The sequence below is a fragment of the Flavobacterium gelidicaeli genome (assembly GCF_013294005.1).
Classification (GTDB): domain Bacteria; phylum Bacteroidota; class Bacteroidia; order Flavobacteriales; family Flavobacteriaceae; genus Flavobacterium.
Genome location: NZ_JABSNK010000003.1, coordinates 56137 through 81474, shown reverse-complemented (window position 1 = coordinate 81474; position 25338 = coordinate 56137). Strand labels below are relative to the sequence as shown.

General features: G+C 34.0%; 19 protein-coding genes. 14 read left to right on the top strand and 5 right to left on the bottom strand.

The genetic code is table 11. The features are described from left to right. Positions 1-146 precede the first annotated feature (146 nt). The 4 genes from HNP99_RS05120 to HNP99_RS05105 form a co-directional block, all read right to left on the bottom strand. Positions 147-704, bottom strand: a complete 558-nt coding sequence (locus HNP99_RS05120; protein WP_173851977.1) for a DUF4468 domain-containing protein — start codon at positions 702-704, stop codon at positions 147-149. 520 nt (positions 705-1224) lie between these two features. Next, complete coding sequence (locus HNP99_RS05115; RefSeq protein WP_173851975.1) at positions 1225-1860, bottom strand: NAD(P)H-dependent oxidoreductase; 636 nt, start codon at positions 1858-1860, stop codon at positions 1225-1227. Positions 1861-1889: 29 nt separating this feature from the next. Next, positions 1890-2312, bottom strand: coding sequence for an organic hydroperoxide resistance protein (locus tag HNP99_RS05110; protein WP_173851973.1), 423 nt, complete (start codon positions 2310-2312; stop codon positions 1890-1892). Between the two features lie 2 nt (positions 2313-2314). After that, positions 2315-2734, bottom strand: coding sequence for a MarR family winged helix-turn-helix transcriptional regulator (locus HNP99_RS05105; RefSeq protein ID WP_173851971.1), 420 nt, complete (start codon positions 2732-2734; stop codon positions 2315-2317). A gap of 659 nt (positions 2735-3393) precedes the next feature. On the opposite strand from HNP99_RS05105, the gene recG reads away from it, so the two are divergent. The 9 genes from recG (at position 3394) to HNP99_RS05060 (ending at position 14852) form a co-directional block, all read left to right on the top strand. Beyond that, entirely contained in the window at positions 3394-5499 is a 2106-nt protein-coding gene (gene recG, locus HNP99_RS05100; RefSeq protein WP_173851969.1) for an ATP-dependent DNA helicase RecG, read from the top strand. A gap of 266 nt (positions 5500-5765) precedes the next feature. Further along, entirely contained in the window at positions 5766-6827 is a 1062-nt protein-coding gene (locus HNP99_RS05095) for an efflux RND transporter periplasmic adaptor subunit (protein WP_173851967.1), read from the top strand. 44 nt (positions 6828-6871) lie between these two features. Next, positions 6872-9967 carry an efflux RND transporter permease subunit gene (locus HNP99_RS05090; RefSeq protein ID WP_173851965.1) on the top strand — a complete coding sequence of 1032 codons (3096 nt, stop codon included), beginning with the start codon at positions 6872-6874 and terminating at the stop codon, positions 9965-9967. A 4-nt stretch (positions 9968-9971) separates the two neighbouring features. Beyond that, on the top strand, positions 9972-11282 hold the full coding sequence (locus HNP99_RS05085; RefSeq protein WP_173852529.1) for a TolC family protein: 1311 nt from the start codon (positions 9972-9974) through the stop codon (positions 11280-11282). A gap of 67 nt (positions 11283-11349) precedes the next feature. Then, entirely contained in the window at positions 11350-12207 is an 858-nt protein-coding gene (locus HNP99_RS05080) for a bestrophin family protein (RefSeq protein ID WP_173851963.1), read from the top strand. 199 nt (positions 12208-12406) lie between these two features. Beyond that, positions 12407-13204 carry a DUF1853 family protein gene (locus tag HNP99_RS05075; protein WP_173851961.1) on the top strand — a complete coding sequence of 266 codons (798 nt, stop codon included), beginning with the start codon at positions 12407-12409 and terminating at the stop codon, positions 13202-13204. A 43-nt stretch (positions 13205-13247) separates the two neighbouring features. After that, a complete protein-coding gene (locus tag HNP99_RS05070; protein ID WP_173851959.1) occupies positions 13248-13817 on the top strand; it encodes a GNAT family N-acetyltransferase in 570 nt (189 codons plus the stop codon). 85 nt (positions 13818-13902) lie between these two features. Next, the gene (locus tag HNP99_RS05065; protein ID WP_173851957.1) at positions 13903-14301 is read left to right on the top strand and encodes a DoxX family protein; all 399 of its coding nucleotides are present in this window, start codon (positions 13903-13905) and stop codon (positions 14299-14301) included. A gap of 311 nt (positions 14302-14612) precedes the next feature. Further along, on the top strand, positions 14613-14852 hold the full coding sequence (locus tag HNP99_RS05060) for a DUF1059 domain-containing protein (protein ID WP_173851955.1): 240 nt from the start codon (positions 14613-14615) through the stop codon (positions 14850-14852). 76 nt (positions 14853-14928) lie between these two features. Here the strand turns inward: HNP99_RS05060 and glmM are convergent, their stop codons facing one another. Beyond that, a complete protein-coding gene (glmM, locus tag HNP99_RS05055) occupies positions 14929-16329 on the bottom strand; it encodes a phosphoglucosamine mutase (protein ID WP_173851953.1) in 1401 nt (466 codons plus the stop codon). A gap of 94 nt (positions 16330-16423) precedes the next feature. Between glmM and HNP99_RS05050 the strand changes: the two genes are divergently transcribed. The 5 genes from HNP99_RS05050 to HNP99_RS05030 all read left to right on the top strand — a co-directional run bounded on the left by HNP99_RS05050 (position 16424) and on the right by HNP99_RS05030 (position 25001). Next, on the top strand, positions 16424-17005 hold the full coding sequence (locus tag HNP99_RS05050; RefSeq protein ID WP_173851951.1) for an acyl carrier protein phosphodiesterase: 582 nt from the start codon (positions 16424-16426) through the stop codon (positions 17003-17005). A 42-nt stretch (positions 17006-17047) separates the two neighbouring features. After that, complete coding sequence (gene ggt / locus HNP99_RS05045) at positions 17048-18733, top strand: gamma-glutamyltransferase (protein ID WP_173851949.1); 1686 nt, start codon at positions 17048-17050, stop codon at positions 18731-18733. A 152-nt stretch (positions 18734-18885) separates the two neighbouring features. Continuing rightward, positions 18886-20670, top strand: coding sequence for a chloride channel protein (locus tag HNP99_RS05040; RefSeq protein ID WP_173851947.1), 1785 nt, complete (start codon positions 18886-18888; stop codon positions 20668-20670). A gap of 302 nt (positions 20671-20972) precedes the next feature. Beyond that, positions 20973-23804: an excinuclease ABC subunit UvrA gene (uvrA, locus tag HNP99_RS05035; RefSeq protein WP_173851945.1), complete on the top strand. Its 2832-nt coding sequence runs from the start codon at positions 20973-20975 to the stop codon at positions 23802-23804. Between the two features lie 357 nt (positions 23805-24161). Continuing rightward, complete coding sequence (locus HNP99_RS05030) at positions 24162-25001, top strand: DUF2167 domain-containing protein (RefSeq protein WP_371810450.1); 840 nt, start codon at positions 24162-24164, stop codon at positions 24999-25001. The last annotated feature ends 337 nt before the right edge of the window (positions 25002-25338 follow it).

Genomic DNA, 25338 nt, shown 5'->3' with positions numbered 1-25338 from the left:
AAACTGATGCAAACATTTCTCGGCTTGGCGATGTGGCGGACTAAAAAAATCGAAATTTTCTATAATCATTGAACTTCAATGGAAGCAAAAATTTTCGATTTAACACTAAACCCGCCATATTGCCAAACCGATGTTAGCGGTATGACTTACCATTTGTCTTCGGCTAATTTTCCTTGCATAAAATTGGTTATAGACATTAAATAACCATTAAAATAATTTTCAATACTAGTGTCAACACCTTCTTTTTTTAGTTCTCCTTTTTTGTTATAAACAGACCAAGACATTGTACCTCCAGTAAAAGTAAGTGGAAGTCCCTTATCAGTTGAATTGTACATATCAAGTTCTATAATCTCATATTTTACTTTACCATCCTTGAAAGTTAGTTCTATAGTATATTTTGCACTAAAAGGAACATTTGTCCATCCGTTTTTTATTGTGATAAAGCCTGATGCATATGTTTCAAATTTTAAAAATTCTCCCTCTGTTTTACCTTTAATTACATCTTCAGGGCTTTTGTAATTTTTATTAATGAATTTTATTGATTCATCATAAAGCTCTTTTGCAGTTTTTCCATCTATAGGAATTACTACAAACGATTTTTCTAGATTTTCTGAATCTTTTAAGCCATTTGGAGTCACTTTAAATTTCTGCGCTAATGATACAGTACTAAATAAAATTAAGGCCAACAAAATAATTTTTTTCATAATTTTTGTTTTAAATGTTTATAATTAATTATATAAATTTCCGGTTCGTTATACTAGTCTTACCGCTAACTATATAATAATATCATCATATAATTAATTATTTTAATATTTACTTTTCCCAACACCAAACAAAAATCCACAACAAAAGGAAAGTGTACTCTCTCTTTGTTGTGGATTAATTTCGTTTTTACGTGGTGTTCAAATATAGCATTGATTGGTTTGTTTTTATTTAAAGTTTTATTTTTCAAAGTTATTTCTAAAAAAGGGGTATTCTTTACGGTTTCCCGTAATCGCAGCATAAAAATTGAAAGAAAAAATAAAACACAGTAACCCAACCTAATTTTTACACTGAGAAAAGTCGTGATGCAATCATTGTTCTTGAGTCTGCTCCAACAAACCATTGTAATGTGATTTAAATAATAAACATAAAAAAAGCCTAAACCAAAACTACGTTTTGATTTAGGCTTTCTATGTAAAATAAGGGCGAACTAAAAGAACACCACTACATCCCTATTGAAGATTATTTAAATTCAACAACAAATTCTTCTGTTGGAGTTCTCACTTTTTTCATTTGTCCAATCCAGTCGTTTGGAGCATCTGCGTAACCTACGTACATTAATGAAACACTTTTTAAACCTAATTTGTCAAGTTCTAATATTTCGTCTACAACGCTGTTATCAAAACCTTCCACTGGCGTGCTGTCTACTTTTAATTCCGCTGCTTGTGCTAATGAAAGTCCAAGTGCAATATAAGTTTGACGTGCAATGTGAGCAAAATTTTCTTCGGCTGATTGAGCCAAGTACATTTTTTTCAACATATCAGTATAACTGCTAAAACGTCCTCTTTCTAAACCACGTACATCAGTAGTGTGGTTGTACACTTTATCAATACGCTCTTCAGTATAACGATCCCATCCTGCAAAAATAATTACATGTGAACAGTCTCTCATACACTCTGGATTCAAAGCACCTTTTACTAATTTTTCTTTCAACTCTTGATTCTCAACTACAAGAACTTGAAACGCTTGCAATCCTGACGAAGTGGGTGCTAAACGAGCTGCTTCTACAATTTTATCAACATCTTCCTTACTTACTTTTTTTGTAGCATCATACGCTTTTACCGCGTGTCTCCAGTTTAAATCTTCTATTAAAGCCATTCTTTTATTTTAAAAATTGATTATTATTCTTAGTCGTTTGATACGGTTAATTTAACCGGCATGTTTCCTCTTGTCGCATTAGAATACGGACAAACATTATGTGCTTTTTCGATTAAATCTTGCGCTACTTCCATGGTTACACCTGGAATATTAGCATGTAATTCTGCTTCTAGTCCAAAACCTCCAGCATCATTTTGACCAATGCTTACTTTTGCCGTAACTGTAGTTTCTCCCGTAGTTATTTTTTCGCTTTTGATCACCAAGTTCAAGGCGCTATCAAAACAAGCCGAATATCCTGCTGCAAAAAGCATTTCTGGGTTAGCAAAATCTTCGTTAGCTCCACCTAATGCTTTTGGGTGTCTAACCTCTACTTGTAAAACTCCGTTTTCACTTTTTACTTGTCCGTTTCTACCTCCTGTTGCGGTAGCTTGTGTGGTATACAATGTTTTCATCTTTATTTTTTTGAAATTTTAGTAATTATATTTTTTAATAGTAACAAATCTTCCTCGGTTACATCCATGGCTTCCATTAATTGCCCAGGAATAAAGGCCGCTTTTTCTTTTAGTGCTTTTCCTTTTTCAGTCAACGATATATTGACTAATCGCTCATCAACGGTACTTCTAATTCTAGAAACAAACTCTTTATGTTCCATTCGTTTTAATAACGGAGTTAGCGTTCCACTATCTAATTTTAATTTCTCTCCCAGCTGATTAACCGTTTGCTCTTTGTGTTCCCACAAAACCAACATCACTAAATACTGCGGATAAGTAAGTTCCAGCGCTTCTAACAAAGGACGGTATTGATTTATAATTTCCTTTGCAAAAACATAAACCGGAAAACAAACTTGCTCGCTAATATGTAATTGATCTTTCATCTTTTCTGTTTGATGGTACAAAGATAAAACACAATTAGATTGTACACAATTCAATTGTGAAAGATTAATATTATTTTAACTATTGTTTTATGGAACTAAATGTTATGTTGAGAGCAGCATAGTTTTCTTTTAAAAAGATCCGCCCCATTTGTCATGCTGAAAAAAACTCTGGTAATTAAATTCTAATAATAATCGTGAAACCCAAACAGGCTAGCCTTGATAGCAGTGAAAAGCCTTTGCGAGGAGAAAACCATTTTTTTCTGGTTGTGGTAGAGCGACCGCAGGAAGCTCCTACCCCAATCTAGAAAAAAGGTTTGAAACTGCAAAGCTTGTAACGGATAGCGAGAGTTGCTCCTAATAAAAAAACTCTTTGTAGAATTTTAAATTTAACTCTTGTAGTTATACCATTACTATTTATAAAACAGTTTGAGCGGAGTCGAGAACCACTATTGCATCTCCGCTCGAGGTGACAAAAATTAGTTTGAACTATATTACTTGTTTTTGGTATTATGTATCCTTTTTTAATACTCCAAAAAACAATTATTTCATCTTCCCTAATTTTCTAAATTCCAAACAAAAAACTATCTTCGTCTTTTTAAAAGAATAAAGAATTTTAGTTTATAAATACTGTTCTTTATGCTGTTTTCAAAAAAATCCAAATGAACAACCTCCTACTTACTCCTATTGAATACTTAAAAGGCGTTGGCCCTAACAGGGGTGCGTTGCTACGTAAAGAATTGGGGATTCATAAGTATGCTGATTTGATCAATTTTTATCCCAATCGCTACATTGATCGCACACGTTATTTTAAGATTAACGAACTGCAGAATAATGTTGCCGAGGTACAAATAATAGGTAAAATTATCAATGTAAAAACGGTTGAATTTGGTAAAGGCCGAAAAAGATTGGTCGCTAATTTTGTCGATGACACTGGTCAAATGGAATTGGTTTGGTTTCAAGGTCATAAGTGGGTACGTGAATCGTTGAAGATTAATGAAGTTTGCGTGATTTTTGGAAAATGCACTTCCTTTAATGGCAATTATAACATGGCGCATCCAGAGATTGAACTGCTTAAAGAGCATGAAACAAGTCTGCGTTCAGCCATGCAACCGGTTTATCCCTCTACAGAAACACTGACTAATCGTGGGGTTACAAACCGTACAATTAATAAAATGATGCAGCAGTTGTTCCTAGAAACACACACGCTGTTTACAGAAACCCTACCTGATTACTTGATTACTGAGTTGATTTTAATGTCTAAAAAAGACGCCTTAATCAACATTCATTTTCCTAAAAGTCCAGAGGCTTTGGCAAAAGCACAATTCCGATTAAAATTTGAGGAATTGTTCTTTATACAATTGCAATTAATTACTAAAAACCTGATTCAGAAGCATAAGATAAAAGGGCATCCTTTTACTATTGTAGGAGAAAACTTTAATTGTTTTTTTAAAAACTACCTGCCTTTTGAACTCACAGGAGCGCAAAAAAGAGTGATTAAAGAAATCCGTACCGATATGGGTAGTAATGCCCAAATGAACCGTTTGCTTCAAGGTGATGTAGGTTCTGGAAAGACGATTGTTGCTTTTATGACCATGCTTTTAGCACTGGACAATGGTTTTCAGGCATGCTTGATGGCTCCAACAGAGATTTTAGCCAACCAGCACTTTATAGGATTATCAGAACTGGCTGAAAAGCTACATCTAAATATAAAAATACTCACAGGATCGAGTAAAACTGCTGCTCGTAGAATCATTCACGAGGAACTTGAAAACGGTAGCTTACAAATCCTGATAGGTACGCATGCTTTGCTGGAAGACAAAGTAAAATTCAAGAATTTAGGATTGGCAGTGATTGATGAGCAACACCGTTTTGGGGTGGAACAACGCTCTAAATTATGGAAGAAAAATGTGATTCCGCCACACGTTTTAGTAATGACGGCAACGCCTATTCCTAGAACGCTAGCGATGAGTTTGTACGGCGATCTGGATATTTCAGTGATTGATGAGTTGCCTCCGGGTAGAAAACCCATTCAAACCGTACATCGTTTTGATAGCAACCGCCTCAAAGTGTGGAAATTTATTCGTGACCAAATTGCAATAGGCCGCCAAATATACATTGTTTATCCTTTGATTCAAGAGTCGGAAAAAATGGATTATAAAGATTTAATGGATGGCTATGAGAGTATCTCTCGTGATTTTCCGTTGCCACAATATTCCATTTCTATTTTGCACGGAAAAATGAAACCCGCAGATAAAGATGCCGAAATGAAGCGCTTTTCAGACGGAAAAACCAATATTATGGTTGCCACTACGGTGATTGAAGTGGGTGTAAATGTACCCAATGCATCAGTGATGATTATCGAAAGTGCGGAACGTTTTGGACTCTCACAACTGCATCAATTGCGCGGGCGTGTGGGGCGTGGTGCTGATCAAAGTTATTGCATCTTAATGACCAGCCACAAATTAAGCGCAGATAGTAAAGTGCGAATGGAAACCATGGTAGGAACTAACGATGGCTTTGAAATTGCCGAAGTTGATTTAAAACTTCGTGGTCCAGGAAACTTGATGGGAACGCAACAAAGTGGTGTACTTAACCTTCAAATTGCTGATATTGTTAAGGACAGAGATATTCTTGGTCTCGCCAGACACCATGCCATGAAAATTTTAAAGGACGATGCACCTCTCGAAAAACCGGAACACGCCAGCCTGAGAGCAGTTTATATTGAACTCACTAAAAAGAAAAACATCTGGAATTACATTTCTTAATGCCCACTTTGATTTTTTTTGAACTTTTTTTCACTAAAAGTGAAACAATTCCCCTCTTTTAACGTCTAATTTTGAGTATTATCGAATGCTTTGCATAAACGACGTAATTGATACTGTAATTACACCTCTTTTATAACCAACTGATTGTTATTTATACAGTTTAGTTGGAGGTATAATTGTATCACGTCTGCCGTTTCATTTTGCAGGCATTTGTGCGCATATTAGAACATTTATTAAAACACATACATTCCTTTTTTATCTACATTATGAAAATCAAATACATTATTTACACCCTATTAATTGTTGGTTTTGGTGCTTTTATAGCCTACCGAATTAGTGAAAACAGTGCTAAAGACGAAGGACCAAAAGATAAAGGAGGCAAATCTAAAGCCATGCAGTTATCTGGGATTGTGGTTCAACCAGAAAGTTTTGACAACAATTTGTCTTTATCAGGTTCGATAGAAGCTAATGAGCAAGTAGAAATTCGCTCTGAGGTTTCTGGTATTGTTGAAAGTATCAATTTTCAAGAAGGCAGTAATGTGAGTAAAGGACAATTGCTATTTAAGGTTAATGACACTGAATTAAGAGCACAATTAAGCCAAGCCAACACAAAAGAAAGTTTAGCTGCTGAAAATGAACGAAGAGCAAAACTATTATTGCAAAAAGAAGCCATTAGCCAAGAAGAATATGATGTAGCAAGAGCCGAATATGCTTCAACTAAAGCGCAAGGACAATTAATTAAAGCGCAAATTGCTAAAACAGCGGTAAGAGCTCCTTTTTCGGGAATAATTGGTTTGCGTTCCATTTCTAAAGGAACCTATATTACCCCAAGTATTTTAGTTGCTAATCTTGTAAACATTGGTAAACTTAAAATCACTTTTTCGATTCCTGAAAAATATGCTAACCAAATAAAAAACAATAGTGCTTTGAATTTTAAAGTCGCTGGATCATCTAAAACTTACGCCGCTAAGGTATACGCCATCGAGCCTACTGTAGAAATTACTACTAGAACGCTACAAGTGCGCGCCATTACTGATAATAAAGATGGAAAACTATTACCTGGTACTTTTGCAAATGTTGAATTGCCGTTAGATGTAATTAAAGACGCTATTGTGGTACCTAGTCAAGCAGTTATTCCAGTACAAAACGGAAAAAAAGTATTTATATCAAATATGGGGAAAGCCAAAGAAATTATGGTAGAAACCGCAACAAGAACAGATGCTTCTTTACTTATTTTATCAGGGTTAAAAGCAGGAGATACTGTAATTACTACTGGTGTAATGACATTAAAAAATGATGCACCCGTAAAAATCACTGTCAAAAAATAGCTCTTTGGCGAAAGCCTTATTTTCAAAAAATAAATAAAAACTAAATGAGTTTATCTACATTAAGTATAAAAAGACCAGTAATGACTATTGTTATGAACTTAACAATTGTGCTTTTCGGAATTATTGGGTACACCTATCTTGGCGTACGAGAATTTCCATCTATTGATCCCGCTCAGGTTTCGATACGTACAAATTACACTGGTGCCAACAGTGATATTATTGAATCCCAAATTACTGAGCCGCTTGAAAAAGCCATTAACTCTATTGACGGAATTAAAAATATAAGCTCAACAAGTGCACAAGGAAGTAGCTCCATTACGGTAGAGTTTAACTTAGACAAAGATTTAGAAGAAGCTGCAAATGATGTGCGTGATAAGGTCTCGCAAGCCATCCGTAGCTTACCACAAGATATTGATGCCGCACCAGTAGTCTCTAAGGCTGATGCCAATAGTGATGCGATTATTTCGATGACGGTACAAAGTGATAGCCGAAGTCCTCTGGAATTAAGTGATTATGCCGAAAATGTAATCTCACAACGTTTAGAAACTATTCCTGGAGTAAGTGGGGTTCAAATTTGGGGACAAAAAAGGTACGCGATGCGTTTGTGGATTGATCCAATAAAACTTGCATCATACGGATTAACAGTATCCGAAGTGCGAGCTGCTTTGAACGCACAAAATGTTGAATTACCATCAGGTAAATTAACTGGAGACAATACAGAATTGACGGTAAAAACGGTTGGAAACTTAGCTACTGCGGAGGAATTTAACAAAATCATTATTCGCTCAGAAGGCGAAAGAGTTGTTCGTTTAAGTGATGTAGGTCGCGCTGAATTAGGACCTGAAAATATAGAAACTAAATTAAGTCAATCTGGGTTGCCATTAGTTGGTTTAGCAATTGTACCTCGTCCGGGTGCTAATTATTTAGATATTTCTAAAGCTTTTTACGAGCAATTTGAAGCTTTAAAGAAAGATTTACCTAAAGATATCAAACTAAACATTGCTCTTGACAATACCATTTTTGTAAAGAAATCAGTACTAGAAGTAGCCGAAACCTTAGGGATTTCGATATTCTTAGTAATATTAATTATCTATTTATTTTTTAGAGATTGGGCCATTGCTTTTAGGCCTTTAATCGATATTCCAGTGTCGTTAATTGCCACTTTCTTTATTATGTGGCTGTTTGGTTTTTCAATCAATGTATTGACTTTATTAGCAATTGTATTGGCAACGGGATTAGTTGTTGATGACGGAATCGTAGTCACCGAAAATATTTTCAAAAAAGTAGAGGAAGGCATGACGCCTATTGAAGCGGCAATTAAAGGATCTAATGAAATTTTCTTTGCAGTAATTTCTATTTCTATAACGCTTGCCGCAGTTTTCTTACCAGTAATCTTTCTAGAAGGATTTGTTGGACGACTGTTTCGGGAATTTGGTGTTGTGATAGGTGCTGCCGTTTTAATTTCGGCTTTTGTATCGTTAACGCTTACGCCAATGTTGAATGCGTATTTAATGAAAAGTGGTGAACAAAAGAAATCTAAATTCTACATTGCAACTGAACCTTATTTCCAAAAATTAAATAGTTCTTACGCTGAATCATTAAGCCATTTTATGGCTAAAAAATGGTTAAGCTTCCCTATTTTGATTGCTTGTTTTGGTTTGATTTTTGTTTTTTATAATTTACTCCAAAAAGAAACGGCTCCTTACGATGACCGCAGTTCTTTAATTCTAAGAATGACTGCGCCTGAAGGATCAAGCTATGAATATACTGACCGATTCATGCAAGAAATATCCAAGCTTGTTGATGATTCTATTCCAGAGAAAAAAGTAAGTTTAGTGGTTACGTCTCCCGGATTTGGATCTTCATCTGTAAATAGTGGTTTTATGCGTCTTTCTCTAAAAGATAAAGGAGAAAGAACATTATCTCAAGACCAAATTGCAGATAAATTGACTAAATGGACTAAGCAATATCCTGATGCTAAAACATCAGTAACACAACAACCCACCATATCCGTAAGTAGGCGTGGCGGTTTACCAATTCAATACATTATACAATCACAGAGTTTTGCTAAACTAGAAGAAAAAATTCCGGAATTCATGGAAGAAGCAGGGAATGATCCCACCTTTGCTATGACTGATGTGAATTTAAAATTCAATAAGCCCGAAATTAACGTAACCATTGATCGTGAAAAAGCAGAGAGTTTAGGAATATCGGTTATTGATATTGCACAAACCTTGCAGTTATCCTTGAGCGGACAGCGTTTTGGTTACTTTATGAAAAAAGGAAAGCAATATGAAGTAATTGGTCAATTTGATCAAAAAGACCGTTCAAAACCATTGGATTTAACCTCGATGTATGTTAAAAATAACAAAGGAGAATTAATCCAAATGGACAATATAGTAAGTACAGAGGAACAAAGTAAACCGCCACAGCTATATCATAATAATCGTTTTATGGCGGCAACGGTTTCAGCAGCGCTCGCTCCAGGCAAAAGTATCAGTGATGGAATTGAAGCAATGGAAAGAATTAGAGCCAAGGTACTTGACGATACTTTCACTACAGATTTAGGAGGAGAATCCAGAGATTTTGTTGAGAGTAGTTCGAATACATCGTTTGCTTTTGGTCTGGCTTTATTATTGATTTTCTTGATTCTAGCAGCACAATTTGAAAGCTTTATCGATCCGTTTATTATCATTTTGACGGTACCCATGGCAGTTGCGGGAGCATTGTTCTCCTTGTGGTTGTTTGACCAAACTTGGAATATCTTTAGCCAGATTGGAACCGTAATGTTAATTGGTTTGGTTACTAAAAACGGAATCCTAATCGTTGAGTTTGCGAATCAATTGCGGGAACAAGGCAAACCAAAACTAGAAGCAATATTAGAAGCTTCAGAAGCACGTTTACGTCCTATATTAATGACAAGTTTAGCAATTTCATTAGGAGCATTACCTATTGCAATGTCATTAGGAGCAGCGTCAACAAGTAGAATAGGTATGGGTGTTGTTATTGTAGGAGGAACTATTTTCTCTTTGGTCCTAACCTTATTTGTTATACCAGCACTTTATTTTATGTGGTCTAAAACGCGTAAACATTATCCTGAATTTGATCACATTGATGAATATGAAAAAGAAAGTAAATAAACGTATGAAAACTACAACGCTATTCAAAACTTTGCTCTTATTTTTCTTTTGTGTTTCCATGACCAATGCACAAGAGATTTTAACCATTGAGCAAGCGATGCAAATTGCATTAGAAAATAATTACGAAATCAAAATCGCTAAAAACGATTTAAAAATAGAGGAAACTAATGTTGCTGCAGGAAATGCTGGTATGTTACCTAAAGCCACTGCTACCGTAGTGCAAAATAACAACCTACAAAACCTTTCACAAACTAGAACTGATGGCACTACAACAAGCTTAGATAATGCTAAAAGCAATAGTTTGAATTATGGTGTGGGTTTAGACTGGACTATTTTTGACGGTTTTAAAATGTTTGCAAAAAAAAACCAATTAAAAGAATTGCAAAAACTAGGCGAAACACAGTTGCGGTTAACGATTATTACAAAAATAAGCGATGTTCAAGAGGCTTATTATAATCTCGTGCAACAACAGCAGCAATTATCCGCTCTTGATACTACAATTGTGATTTCTAATCAACGGCTTACGCTGGCACAAAACCGTTTTACAATTGGAAAAGCTTCAAAATTAGAAGTTTTAAATGCCCAAGTAGACATTAATACGGATCAGGTTGCTTTGTTGAGACAGCAAGAATTATATGCCAATTCTAAACTAATATTGAATCAAATATTAGCTCGTGATACACCAATGGATTTTAGAGTTAGTGATGAATTTTTAATTTCAGAAAAACTAGAATTTGCCATTTTAAAAACCGAAGCTGAGAAACAAAATCCGCAAATACAAGCTTTGTTAATTAGTAAAAGAGTGGCTGAGTTAGCGCTAAAACAAATAAAAGCAGCTCGCTACCCTACTTTAAAAGTAAATACAGGCTACAATTTTGCCGAAAATAAATCGAGTTTGGGTTTTACTACACAATCATCAGCAAGAGGATTGAATTATGGTTTTAGTGCTTCACTAAATTTGTTTGATGGTTTTGCTCAAAAACGAAATGAAAAGATTGCAGGCATCCAAATTGAAAATGCAGGTATCCAAATAGCACAACAAAATCAAGCTTTAAATACCCAATTAGCAACGGCTTATCAAACTTATTTAACTAATCTAGAGTTGATTCGTTTAGAAGAAAAAAACCAAGAAATTGCACAACAAAATTTAGCCATTACTTTAGATAAATTTAGAATTGGTACCATTACCACAATCGAATTTAGAACGGCACAATTGAATTATGTCAATGCAAAAGTACGTTATAGTGATGCACAGTTTCAAGCAAAATTATCTGAAATTGCTTTGAAAGAATTGGCTGGAATTATCAATTTTTAGATTAGATTTGTAATCCTATTGAAAATTTTTACACTTTTAAATCCAATTAACCTCCGATAATTAATAAATGATTTCATACAACCCAAAAGACTGGATCACCTTTATATTTCGTTTTCACAAAGCCGAAACTTTTCGCAAGTTAATTCCTATGATGATCTTCATTGGTTTGTATTCTGCCGGAATTGCCTATCTGGAAATAGAATATTGGGTACTTCCTGAGGACAGCCACGTCAAGAACATCTCTATCATGCACGGAATGTTAGGATTTGTTATTTCGTTACTGCTTGTCTTTAGAACAAATACTGCCTATGATCGCTGGTGGGAAGGAAGAAAAATATGGGGAAGTTTAGTGAATAACAGTCGGAATCTAGCGCTTAAACTAGCCGTTATTTTACAGGAAGAGTCGGATCGTACTTTTTTTAGAAAAGTGATTCCGAGTTACGCTTCGATTCTAAACAAACATTTAAAGAATGAAGAAACCAGCAAGCAACTCTTTGATGATGTTGATATCGAACACCACAAACACCGTCCAAATCAAGTTGCTAAAATATTATTTCAGAAGATTAATGACTTGTACATTAGTAAAAAAATAACGGGAGATCAATTGATTATTTTGAATCATGAAATACAATCCTTCACTGATATTTGTGGCGCTTGTGAGCGAATAAAAAATACGCCTATACCCTACTCTTACAGTGCTTTTATTAAGAAATTTATATTTTTTTATGTGATGACATTGCCTTTTGGGTATGTTTTTAATTTAGGCTATTTTGTTATTCCCGTAGTAATTTTTACTTTTTATGTATTGGCAAGTTTAGAACTAATTGCCGAAGAAATAGAAGATCCTTTTGGGTATGATGCCAATGATTTACCTACAAAGAAAATAAGTGAGAACATTAAGCGTCACGTAGAAGAGTTGTTATAAATCTACAGTTTTTTTTGAAATGCTGATTTTGAAATGGAAATGTGTTAAAATAGCCCTGATGGCAGTGGCATCCTCTTATTGTTGCGCTAGCAAGAATAATAGATATAGCGTACAGCAGGTGAAAATAGTGTTAGAATTTGTAAACGTTCTGCTCCTAATAAAGATATCCATTTTTAATATCATTGAAAATTAAAAACTAATGAATGCTAAATCAAGAATCAAATCTATTTTAAAAACTACTAGTTTAGACACTTCAGTTACTGGTTTCCCAACGTTTAATTTATCCCAATTAAAACTTCAAAATGAGCTGGATTTAGAATTACCTACAAATATTAGGTTAGGGCACATAGTCGAAAAAATAGTTTCGGAGTTGATAAAAACCGCTACAAATTATAAAGTGGTTTATGAAAATGTACAAATAATTGAGGAACAAAAAACCATTGGCGAAATTGATTTTATATTAGAAGATTTAAAAGAAAAACAACTTATTCACTTAGAACTAGCCTATAAATTCTACTTATTAGATCCTAGCATATCATCAAATCCTTTAAAAAACTGGATTGGCCCCAACAGAAATGATTCTTTAAGCGAGAAATTAGAAAAATTAAGAATAAAGCAATTTCCGTTGTTACATCATAAAGCAACAGCAGCAACTTTTGACGCTATTAACATTAATAATATTCCTCAAGCTTTGTGTTTACTCGCTTCCTTGTTTATTCCTTTTAATTTTAAAGATAGCCTAGCTCCTACCTATCAAAAAGCAGTTAAGGGTTATTATGTAAACTTGGCTACTTTTGTGAGCCTCCATAATATAGAAAAAAACTACTATTTACCCTCTAAAAAGGAATGGGGAATGGATCCAGATACAAATGAAACTTGGCATGAGTTCATAAATTTTGTAGAAACTTTAAAAATAAATATGCATGAAAAACAAGCGTCTTTGTGTTGGCAAAAACAAGGTGCTGAATTTATTCAGTTTTTTATAGTTTGGTGGTAATCCCATTTATTATTAATTATTTTTACTTTTAAAACGTATTAAAATGCAAATTAGAAAAGCTACAAAAGCCGACGCTCCTGAAATTGCAAGCTGTTTACTTCTCGCTATGGACACAATTATTCATGCCTTTATTGGCACTAAGGATAATGCTGCTGCAAAAGCATTTTTAATGTACTTTGTAAGTAAGGAGAATAATCAATATTCCTATGAAAATTGTTGGGTTGCTGTCGAAAATAATAAAGTCGTAGGTGCTATAAATTGCTATGATGGAAAAAATTTAGAAGCGTTAAGAGTACCTATTTTAGCGTATTTAAAAACAAATTATAATAATACAATTATTATTGAAGATGAAACTCAGGAAGGAGAGGTCTACATTGATACTTTTGGAGTAAAACCAGACCAACAAGGAAAAGGAATAGGCTCACAATTATTACAATTTTTAATCGAAAAATATGTAGTTGACGACAAAAAAACGCTTGGATTACTTGTGGAAGAAGCTAATGTAGCCGCTAAAAAACTTTATTTAAAATTGGGTTTTAAACCAATTACTAAGAAAACCTTAGTGGGTAAAAAAATGGAACAACTCCAGATAAAACCTGCTTTTTTAAGTTAGTAAAGATTATTTATCAAGTAAATAATAGTATTTTAGATTTTCGCTTTATAATTACCTAAAGTGCTATTAATAAAAAACAAAAACTATGAAGAAAAACACGGATTTAGGATTATTAATCCTACGTATTGCAGTAGGTTTATTGATGTTATTACACGGAATCGCAAAAATAGGTCATACCTCTTTCATTGAAGGAATGCTTATTGATAAAGGGCTACCAGCTTTTTTGTCCTACGGAGTTTACATCACAGAACTTATTGCTCCTTTCTTAATTTTAATAGGTTTTAGAACGCGATTAGCGGCAGCAGCTTATGTTTTTGGAACTTTATTTATTCTGTTTTTAGTACATGCTAATGAAATATTTATGTTGAATAATAATGGTGGTTGGCAAGTAGAATTACTTGGTTTATATTTGTTAGGAGCGCTTGCATTATTTTTCACAGGTGGTGGAAAATTAGCGGCTTCATCATACAATAAATGGGACTAATAATTTTACAAATAGTTTTATCCATATACAATTTACCTCACTCAATGGCTAAGGCTGTAAGTGAGGTTATTTTTTAATTAGAGAGAAAAACTTATTGATATTGAATAATCAAAACGCCAATGCAATACAAATTTTAATTTTGCTTTTTTATCAATTTCTACTTAAAACGGTATAAAATCACCATTATTCTGTTATTTTTTACTTATATTTACGAAATAACCTTTCAAAAAGGCTTAAAAACGTTTTGGATCTTACCAACAATTGTTTACGAATTGTAGTTTTTAGTCTTTCTAATTATAAAATAAAAAATTATGAAAACGATGACCTGTAAAGAACTTGGAGGAGCATGTGACGCCAAGTTTCAAGCAACAACCTTTGAGGAAATGGCAGAATTAAGTAAAAAGCACGCATTAGAAATGATTGAAAAATCAGATGAAGCACACAGTAAGGCAATGAGAGAAATGCAAGAACTAATGCATTTTCCGCAAGGAATGAATGCTTGGTATGAAAATAAAAGAAAAGCATTTGAATGCTGTCCATCTACAAATTAAGAACACCAAACTCCATATAAAAACCCTTTCAAAAATTAATTTGAAAGGGTTTTCTATTTTAATAGTAAATAAAATATTAGATAGCTGCTACAGCTTTTATCTCGTCGATAATTCTTAAAGCAAGTGTGTCAGCTTTTTCCTGTGAAGGCGCTTCTGTATAAATACGGATAATTGGCTCCGTATTCGATTTTCTCAAATGAACCCATTCATTAGCAAAATCAATTTTTACACCATCGATTGTTGTAATGTTTTCATCTTTATACTTTTGGGTCATGGCTACAAGAATTGCATCAACATCAATTTGCGGTGTTAACTCGATTTTGTTTTTGCTCATGTAATATTCAGGATACGAAGCACGCAAAGCTGAAACAGTCATTTTTTTGTTTGCTAAGTGTGTTAAAAACAAAGCCACACCCACTAAACTATCACGACCATAATGCGATTCTGGATAAATGATTCCACCATTTCCTTCTCCACCTATAATGGCATTATTTTTTTTCATTAAGTCAACCACATTCACTTCCCCTACTGCACTAGCTTCGTAAGTTCCGTTGTGTCTGTTGGTAACATCAGCCAAGGCACGTGAAGATGACATGTTAGATACAGTATTACCAGGGGTTTTACTCAAAACATAATCAGCACAAGCTACAAGGGTATATTCTTCTCCAAACATTTCTCCGTCTTCGCAAATAAATGCCAAACGGTCTACATCTGGATCTACCACTACTCCAAGATCTGCTTTTTCTTTTACAACTAATTCTGAAATATCTGTTAAATGCTCTTTTAGAGGTTCTGGATTGTGAGGAAAATGCCCGTTTGGTTCACAGTATAATTTGACCACTTCAACCCCCATTAATTCTAGCAATTTTGGAATAATGATACCTCCCGATGAATTTACTCCATCTACAACTACTTTAAATTTAGCCGCTTTTACAGCATCTACGTCTACTAGTGGCAGATTCAACACTTCATCAATATGAATGTCCATATATGCATCGTTCTCTGTGATTTCGCCTAAACTATCTACATCTGAGAAATCAAAATCTTCATTATCTGCTATGACTAAAATTTTCTCTCCTTCAATTCCGTTCAAGAATTCTCCTTTTCCGTTCAATAACTTCAAAGCATTCCATTGTTTTGGATTGTGAGAAGCCGTAAGGATGATTCCTCCATTTGCTTTTTCAAGCGGTACAGCAATTTCTACTGTTGGTGTTGTAGACAATCCTAAATCAATTACATCAATTCCTAAACCTATTAATGTGTTTACTACTAAATTATGAATCATTGGTCCGGATATACGTGCGTCACGACCTACAACAACTTTTAATTTTTCACCATCACTAGTAGCTCCCACACTATTTTTTAACCATGTACCATATGCCGAAGCAAATTTTACTGCATCAAGTGGTGTTAAGTTGTCTCCAACTTTACCTCCTATAGTTCCACGAATTCCTGATATTGATTTTATTAAAGTCATTCTTATTTTTTTAAATGTTGATTATCGTTATATTTTTCACAAATATAATAATTGACGCTTTAAAAAAGTCATTTAGAATTCATAATTTAGGCGAATGAACTTTTTAGCACACATATACCTTTCTGACGACAACGATCACATTAAAATTGGTAATTTCATGGCTGATGGAATTCGAGGGAAAAACTTTGATACTTTTCCTGTGGATATCCAAAAAGGAATTGCCCTTCATCGCGCAATAGATACTTACACTGACGCCCATCCCATTTTTAGAGAAAGTACCAAAAAACTACACTCCCGTTACCATCATTATGCGGGTGTGATTGTAGATATTTTTTATGACCATTTTCTAGCCAAAAACTGGACGGTTTACTCCAATGAAAATCTTGAAGAGTACATTCAGCAATTTTATCAATCTCTAAAAGACAATAAACCTTTATTGACCGAAAGAACAATAGGAATGATGCCTTACATGATAAAGCAAAACTGGTTATCTAGTTATCAAACAGTTGACGGAATAAAAAACATATTAACTCAAATGGATCGCCGTACAAAAAACGAGTCCAAAATGCGTTTCGCTACGGAGGAACTTCGAGAATTTTACACCGAATTCGAAAAGGAATTCACACTTTTCTTTGAAGATTTAAGAGCGCATGTCAAAGCACAATTAAACGCTTAAACTTATCAGTCTTAAACAAACTGCTACCAATAACCATAAACCATGAAAAAAATAACACTACTACTCTTCATTGCTATAATTGGTTGCAAGTCGAATGAAAAAACGGTACGCCCTATGGGTTTAGTATCCAATAAAGCGATGGTAGTTTCTGCGCGAGAAGAAGCTTCTAAAATAGGAACCGAAATCATGCAAAAAGGCGGAAATGCTTTTGACGCTATGGTAGCCACTGAACTGGCTCTAGCGGTAGCCTATCCTTACGCAGGAAATTTGGGTGGCGGTGGTTTTATGGTGTATCGAAAATCAAATGGCGAAGTAGGAACTTTAGATTATAGAGAAAAGGCACCTTTAGCAGCTTCAAAAGACATGTTTCTCGATGAAAACGGAAATGTTATTCCCGGAAAAAGCACTAAATCAGCGCTGGCAATAGGTATTCCTGGAACGATTGCTGGAATTTTTGCTGTCCATGAAAAATTAGGTTCTTTACCTATTGAAACTATTTTAGAACCCGTTATTCGATTAGCAGAAAAAGGAGTAATTGTTACTAAAAAACAAGAAGAACGCCTAACCAGTTACCGTGATCAATTGAACAAAATCAATGGAGATAACAGTGTTTTATCTCACACATATAAAGAAAAAGATACTATTAAATATCCTGCATTAGCCGCTACTTTAAAACGGATTGCAAAAAATGGACGTGACGAATTCTATAAAGGAGAATCGGCTACAATTTTAATTGCTTACCTGCAAAGTAAAGGAGCAATAATCACAAAAGAAGATTTAGCTACTTACGAAGCTAAATGGCGTACGCCACTTACATTTAAATACAAAGATCTAAATATCATCTCCATGGCTCCACCTAGTAGTGGCGGGATTTGTTTAGCACAAATATTCAATATGATTGAACCTTTTAATCTTAGCCAAATGGGACACAATTCTCCTGAAGCCATTCAGGTAATTGTAGAAGCAGAACGAAGAGCCTACGCTGATAGAAGTTACTTTTTAGGGGATCCTGATTTTGTCAAGATTCCGTTAAAAGGACTTATGAATCCTGCTTATTTAAAAAGCCGAATGGATGATTTTAATATTGATAAAGCAACTCTTTCAAGTAGTATAAAAGAAGGCAATATTACTTATAATGAAAGTATGGAAACCACACATTATTCAATTGTAGATCAATTTGGAAACGCTGTATCAGCTACTACAACGCTAAATGCGGGTTATGGTTCTAAATATTATTGTGAGGAATTAGGCTTTTTTCTAAACAACGAAATGGATGATTTTAGTGCTAAACCGGGTGTGCCTAATATGTTTGGTTTAGTAGGAAATGAAGCAAATAGTATTGCTCCAGGAAAAAGGATGTTGAGTTCTATGACACCTACAATTGTTGAGAAAAAAGGAAAATTATATATGGTGGTAGGTTCGCCAGGTGGTTCTACAATTATCACATCAGTGTTACAAACTATTTTAAATGTTTATGAGTATAATTTTAACATGCAAAAAGCGGTAAACGCCCCTCGTTTTCACCATCAATGGTTGCCTGATATAATCACTTTTGAACCCAATACTTTTAGTACCAATACACTAAATGTTTTGAAAGCAAAAGGATACTTAATCAATGAGAAAACTACTCCTGTTATCGGAAAAGTAGATGCTGTTTTAGTTTTACCAAATGGAAAATTAGAAGGAGGAGCTGATTTTAGAGGAGACGATAAAGCGGTTGGTTTTTAAGAATTTCGTATTTGAAACAAGAGAATTGCCCTCATAAAGATTTAAGAATACGATTTCGTTAGTAATATTATATTATTTCGTTAAAAAGAAGCGCTCAAAAAATTCACTTGCGCTTAAAATAATAGTAATTTAGCACTTTCAAAAAAAAATAAATGTTTAAAAAATATATTTCTAAACTAGAAAGTATCATTGCTTGGTCACAATCCATATTGACAGAAAAACAATTTATTTTCTTATCTAGTATTTTAGTTGGTATCACATCTGCCTTTGCTGTAATTGTTTTAAAGACTTTTGCGCACTGGGTATTTTCATTTGCTACGTACATCAACGGAATGCTAAAGTTAAGTTTTATAAACAGTATTTTACCTATTGCAGGTTTAGTTTTGACAGTATTTGTTGTCAAACGTTTTTTAGGTGGATCTATTGAAAAAGGAACCTCACAAATTTTATATGCTGTAGCAAAAAAGGCCAGTATTATTCAGAAAAAACAAATGTATGCCCAAATCTTTACTAGTTCCTTAACAGTAGGTTTAGGAGGATCAGCGGGTTTAGAGAGTCCTATTGTGGTTACAGGAGCTGCTTTTGGTTCTAATTATGCTCAAAAATATAAATTAAGTTACAAGGACAGAACCTTATTAATAGGCTGCGGAGTAGCTGCAGGTATTGCAGCTGCCTTTAATGCTCCTATAGCGGGAGTACTTTTTGCCATAGAATTTTTATTAGTAGATGTAAGCATCTCAGCATTTACACCTATCATGATTGCTGCTGCAACAGGAGCACTTGTATCAGTAATTGCTTTAGATGAAACCATCTTACTGAACTTTAAACAACAACAAGTTTTTGATTACCATAAAATTCCATTTTACATTATCTTAGGAATAATCACTGGTTTTTTATCTATTTATTATACTCGAAATTTTCAAAGAACTGAGCACTTTTTTCACAAGCTAAAACTGAATCCGTATAAAAAAGCGTTGCTGGGAGCAGGTATGTTGGCGGTGTTAATTTTTATATTCCCAACCCTTTTTGGGGAAGGATATGAAAGCATCAAAGTATTGTCAGACAGTAATCCTGGTAAAATATTAGAAAACACCTTATTTAGTAAGTACAGCGACAATAACTATGTTTTAATTGCCTTTGTAGGATTAACAATGATGTTAAAGGTTTTTGCTTCTGGAATTACGCTTGGTGCAGGAGGTAATGGTGGAAATTTTGCTCCTTCCCTATTTGTGGGATCGTACGTAGGTTTTGTTTTTTCAAAAATTATAAATCTAACCGGTTTAACCCATTTGCCCGTAAGTAATTTTACAATGGTTGGAATGGCTGGTATTTTAAGTGGTTTATTTCACGCTCCATTGACCGCAATATTCTTAATTGCTGAAATTACAGGTGGCTATAGTTTAATGCTTCCTTTAATGATTGTTGCCTCAATAAGTTTTGCTATTTCTAAACGTTTTGAGAAGCACTCTATGGATGTAAAAGATTTGGCTCAAAAAGGACATGCCTTTACTAGTAACAAAGATACTAATGTACTTTCTACCTTAGAAACTACTTCTATCATTCAAACGGATTATTTAACGCTTTCACCTGATGAAAACTTAGACAAACTAGTTGATTTAATTTCGCATTCTAATCAAGTAATATTTGCTGTAGTCGATAAAGACAAGCATTTATTAGGTGTTGTTCATTTTAACAATATTCGCGAAATTATTTTTAATAGCTACCGTGTTAAGTACACTTTAGTGAAAGATATTATGGCCACGCCACAGGAAGTAATTTACCCTTTTAACAGCATGGAAACTGTAATGAATAAGTTTGAAAGGTCTAAAGTGGCTTTCTTACCAGTTATAAAAGACGAGAAATATTTTGGTTTTATCTCTAAATCAGTAGCTCTGGAGGCTTACAGAAGTAAGTTAAAAGCAATGACTATTGAATAAATACAAAACGCTAACCACAAATTAGCGTTTTTTTATGCGCAATACCTAAACGTAATAAAAACCACAAATAGTTATAAATAGCCCCGATTGCAGTGAAAATCCTTGTGGGGTAAGTGTTTTGCCACACAAGATTGTAACGAAAAGCGGGAGGGAACGCAATTGAAACACCAACTTATTATGCTCTTAAAAAAACACAAACTACTATTCTATATTATTGATAGGTCCTATTTTAACACAAAGTTCTAAACTGTTCTATTGAAAGAATAAATCAAAAGGTTAACTTTGCTTTTTTGCAAAAAATTATGTTAGACAAAGACAATACTATTGAAGTTCAAGGTGCCCGTGTGCACAACCTTAAAAACATAGATATCTCCATTCCTCGCGAAAAACTAGTGGTTATTACTGGCCTTTCAGGTTCTGGGAAATCATCACTTGCTTTCGACACTATTTATGCCGAAGGACAGCGCCGCTATGTAGAAACTTTTTCAGCTTATGCTAGGCAGTTTCTTGGTGGACTCGAGCGTCCTGATGTGGATAAAATTGACGGACTATCGCCTGTGATTGCTATTGAACAAAAAACGACCAGTAAGAGTCCGCGCTCCACTGTGGGTACAATCACGGAGATATACGATTTCTTGCGTTTACTATTTGCTCGTGCTGCTGATGCTTACAGTTACAATACAGGCGAGAAAATGGTGAGTTACAGTGATGAGCAAATCAAGGAATTAATTACCAACGATTTTTTGAATAAACGCATCAATATCCTTGCTCCAGTTATTAGAGCGAGAAAGGGACATTATGGCGAATTATTCCAGCAAATTGCCAAACAAGGTTTCTTGAAAGTACGTGTTAATGGCGAGGTTCGCGAAATCACATCTGGAATGAAACTGGACCGTTACAAAACGCATGATATTGAAATTGTAGTTGATCGCATGCTGGTTGAAGATACTGCAGACAATCAAAAGCGTTTATCAGAAAGCATTAATACGGCCATGCATCACGGTGAAAATGTATTGATGATTCTTGATCAAGACAGTAATGAAGTGCGTTATTTTAGTAGAAATTTAATGTGTCCTACAACGGGAATTTCGTACCAAAATCCGGAGCCAAATTTATTTTCATTTAACTCTCCTAAAGGGGCGTGTGATCATTGTAACGGACTAGGAACGGTGAACGAAATCAATATTAAAAAAATAATTCCGAATCCTAAATTATCTATAAAAGCGGGTGGTTTTGCACCTTTGGGCGAGTACAAATCGTCTTGGATTTTTAAGCAATTGGAAATTATAGGTGAAAAATATGGTTTTAAAAATACTGATGCCATAGAAACGATTCCAGAAGAAGCCATGGAAATGATTTTGAATGGTGGAAAAGAAAAATTCACGATCAACTCTAAAGATTTAGGAGTTGCTCGAGACTATAAAATAGACTTTGAAGGAATCTCCCATTTTATAAAAAACCAATTCGACGAAAGTGGTTCTACAACTATTAAAAGATGGGCAAAAGAATTCATGGATGAAATAAAATGTCCGGTTTGTGAGGGTTCACGATTAAAAAAAGAAGCCTTATTTTTTAAAATAAACGAGAAAAACATATCCGAATTATGTGATATGGATATTGCTGATTTAACGGTTTGGTTCAAGGATTTGGACAACCATTTATCTGATAAGCAAAAACGAATTGCTACTGAAGTGGTCAAAGAAATCAACGATAGATTGAACTTCTTGATGAATGTAGGTTTAGAATATTTGGCTTTAAGCCGAAGTTCAAAATCACTTTCTGGTGGTGAGGCACAACGTATTCGATTGGCTACCCAAATAGGCTCACAATTAGTGGGTGTTTTATACATATTAGATGAGCCAAGTATAGGTTTACACCAAAGAGACAACGAAAAGCTAATTCATTCCTTAGAGCAATTGCGCGATCTTGGGAACTCGGTTATTGTCGTGGAGCACGATAAAGACATGATTGAGCAAGCAGATTATATAATTGATATAGGTCCAAAAGCAGGAAAATTTGGTGGAGAGATTATCAGTATAGGAACTCCAGCCGAAACATTAGCCTCAGATACGATTACAGCACAATACTTGAACGGAAAAATGAAATTTGAGATTCCGAAAAAGCGACGTGAAGGAAACGGAAAATTTTTAAAATTAACTGGAGCAACTGGAAACAACTTAAAAAATGTAACAATTGATTTGCCTCTTGGTAAAATGATTTGTGTGACGGGTGTTTCTGGTAGTGGAAAATCTACTTTAATAAATGAGACCCTCTACCCTATATTGAATGCTTTTTATTTTAATGGTGTCAAAAAACCACAACCGTATAAAAAAATAGAAGGCTTAGAACATATTGACAAAGTAATTGCGATAGACCAGAGTCCGATAGGGAGAACACCGCGTTCTAACCCTGCCACTTACACTGAGGTTTTTACTGAAATAAGAGCTTTGTTTACAAAAACATCTGAGAGCATGATTCGCGGATATAAAGCGGGTCGTTTTAGTTTTAATGTAAAAGGTGGTCGCTGTGAAACTTGTCAAGGATCAGGTGTGCGAACTATAGAAATGAACTTTTTACCAGATGTTTACGTTGAATGCGAAACTTGCCAAGGAAAACGTTTTAATAGAGAGACATTAGAGATACGATTCAAAGGAAAATCAATTTCGGATGTGTTGAATATGACCGTAGATGAGGCAGTACCTTTTTTTGAAATGATTCCGAAAATCTATAGAAAAGTAAAAACGATTCAAGATGTTGGTTTGGGCTATATTACACTAGGACAACAAAGCACCACGCTTTCTGGCGGTGAGGCGCAACGTATTAAATTAGCAGGTGAATTGTCTAAAAAAGATACTGGAAACACTTTTTATATTTTGGATGAACCTACCACAGGCTTGCATTTTGAAGACATTAGAGTACTGATGGAAGTGATTAACAAGTTAGTAGACAAAGGAAATACTATCTTGATTATTGAGCATAATATGGACGTAATCAAACTCGCTGATTATATCATTGACATAGGCCCTGAAGGTGGTAAAGGAGGCGGACAGTTAGTTGCAAAAGGTACACCTGAAGAAGTTGCAAAAAACAAAAAAAGCTATACGGCAAAATTCTTGAAAAAGGAATTGAAATAGTTTTAAAAAATACAGCAACCACAAATAAGACTTTTATACTTTGTCTTGTTTGTGGTTTTTTTAAACACTTATCTCACTAATTTATCATTGTGAGGAACAAAGCAATCTCTATTTATCCAAATAAATTGGCTTTAAAAGTCCTATTTTACAATTTATACAGCGTATTTTGAATTGAATTTTTTATTTTCATTAACAAGATTATTATTATACATTTGACAAGATTAAAATAACTTTTGAAGTAAAGGAAAAGTTAAAAATACAACCAAAACTTAAATAATTAATATGAAAATAATTTTACTCAGCTTAGTTTTTATCATGTCATTTTCTAGCTAATCACAAAATGATTATACTACAAAAATTGATTCAATTGAAAAAACTTTCACCTATGAACATGGAATAATAAAATTGTCTAATGGTGTAGGGAGTATTACGATTCCAAAAGGATTTAAGTACCTAAACTCTACTCAAGTGGAGCGAGTACTTTTTGAATTGTGGGGAAATCCAAAGTCTGATAATATGACACTAGGACTTTTACTTCCTGAAAACCAAGGTGTATTAGATCAAAAAGGCTATGTTTTTAACTTTCAATACGATGAAATTGGATATGTGAAAGATGATGATGCAGATGATATTGATTATGATGATTTATTGATTCAAATGAGAAAAGATGTCGAAACAGAAAATGTAGATAGAAAAAAAGAAGGTTATGAATCTATAAGTATCGTAGGATGGGCAGCAAAACCGTTTTATGATGAAGATAGAAAAATTTTACACTGGGCTAAAAAAATAAAATTTGGTAACGAACCAATAAATACGCTAAATTATAATATTAGAATTCTAGGTAGAAAAGGAGTCATTGTATTAAATGCCATCGCAACAGAAACAGAATTGCCTTTAGTTCAAAAAGATATTAAAAAAGTACTGGATATTGTTCAATTTAATGATGGTTATAAATATGAAGAATTCGATAGTTCAATAGATAATGTTGCTGCGTGGACAATTGGAGGTTTAGTTGCGGGTAAAATATTAACTAAAGTTGGTATTTTTGCACTAGTTGCTAAATTTGGAAAAATTATTATTCTTGCATTACTGGGTTTCTTTGGTGCTTTTAAAAATAAGATAAAAAATTTATTTTCGAAAAATAAGGAGGAAGAATCAATTGAAAAAATAGAAGAAACTGATTCTAATCCTGAGTAATAAACCTTTCTACATAATTATTCCACAAACAGCACTATTTAAACACAGTCGGTTTGTGGTTTTTTATTAATAGCTTTTCATAAGACTAATACCAATTGACTTCTTGAAATCACCATTAAATTAACATTGTGAGGAACAAAACAATCTCTTCCAGTTAATTCTTAGACTTGGCTTATAAACACTAATCTCACTAGTTACTATATATAACTTTACGCTTTGAGTACTGAAAAAAAAGGCACGCAGATTTTGAATATTTTAGTAGAGCAGTTATGATTAATCTGCGAAAATCTCTAAAATCTGCGTGGTTTTATAAGTAGATATCTGGTAACGTATAGCA

Coding starts and splice junctions, on each gene's coding strand:
- HNP99_RS05050 (WP_173851951.1), top strand. CDS start 16,424: ATGAACTTTTTAGCACACATATACCTTTCTGACGACAACGATCACATT.
- HNP99_RS05070 (WP_173851959.1), top strand. CDS start 13,248: ATGCAAATTAGAAAAGCTACAAAAGCCGACGCTCCTGAAATTGCAAGC.
- HNP99_RS05075 (WP_173851961.1), top strand. CDS start 12,407: ATGAATGCTAAATCAAGAATCAAATCTATTTTAAAAACTACTAGTTTA.
- HNP99_RS05095 (WP_173851967.1), top strand. CDS start 5,766: ATGAAAATCAAATACATTATTTACACCCTATTAATTGTTGGTTTTGGT.
- HNP99_RS05120 (WP_173851977.1), bottom strand. CDS start 704: ATGAAAAAAATTATTTTGTTGGCCTTAATTTTATTTAGTACTGTATCA.
- HNP99_RS05065 (WP_173851957.1), top strand. CDS start 13,903: ATGAAGAAAAACACGGATTTAGGATTATTAATCCTACGTATTGCAGTA.
- HNP99_RS05110 (WP_173851973.1), bottom strand. CDS start 2,312: ATGAAAACATTGTATACCACACAAGCTACCGCAACAGGAGGTAGAAAC.
- uvrA (WP_173851945.1), top strand. CDS start 20,973: ATGTTAGACAAAGACAATACTATTGAAGTTCAAGGTGCCCGTGTGCAC.
- glmM (WP_173851953.1), bottom strand. CDS start 16,329: ATGACTTTAATAAAATCAATATCAGGAATTCGTGGAACTATAGGAGGT.
- HNP99_RS05115 (WP_173851975.1), bottom strand. CDS start 1,860: ATGGCTTTAATAGAAGATTTAAACTGGAGACACGCGGTAAAAGCGTAT.
- HNP99_RS05060 (WP_173851955.1), top strand. CDS start 14,613: ATGAAAACGATGACCTGTAAAGAACTTGGAGGAGCATGTGACGCCAAG.
- recG (WP_173851969.1), top strand. CDS start 3,394: ATGAACAACCTCCTACTTACTCCTATTGAATACTTAAAAGGCGTTGGC.
- HNP99_RS05105 (WP_173851971.1), bottom strand. CDS start 2,734: ATGAAAGATCAATTACATATTAGCGAGCAAGTTTGTTTTCCGGTTTAT.
- HNP99_RS05040 (WP_173851947.1), top strand. CDS start 18,886: ATGTTTAAAAAATATATTTCTAAACTAGAAAGTATCATTGCTTGGTCA.
- HNP99_RS05080 (WP_173851963.1), top strand. CDS start 11,350: ATGATTTCATACAACCCAAAAGACTGGATCACCTTTATATTTCGTTTT.
- HNP99_RS05085 (WP_173852529.1), top strand. CDS start 9,972: ATGAAAACTACAACGCTATTCAAAACTTTGCTCTTATTTTTCTTTTGT.
- HNP99_RS05090 (WP_173851965.1), top strand. CDS start 6,872: ATGAGTTTATCTACATTAAGTATAAAAAGACCAGTAATGACTATTGTT.
- ggt (WP_173851949.1), top strand. CDS start 17,048: ATGAAAAAAATAACACTACTACTCTTCATTGCTATAATTGGTTGCAAG.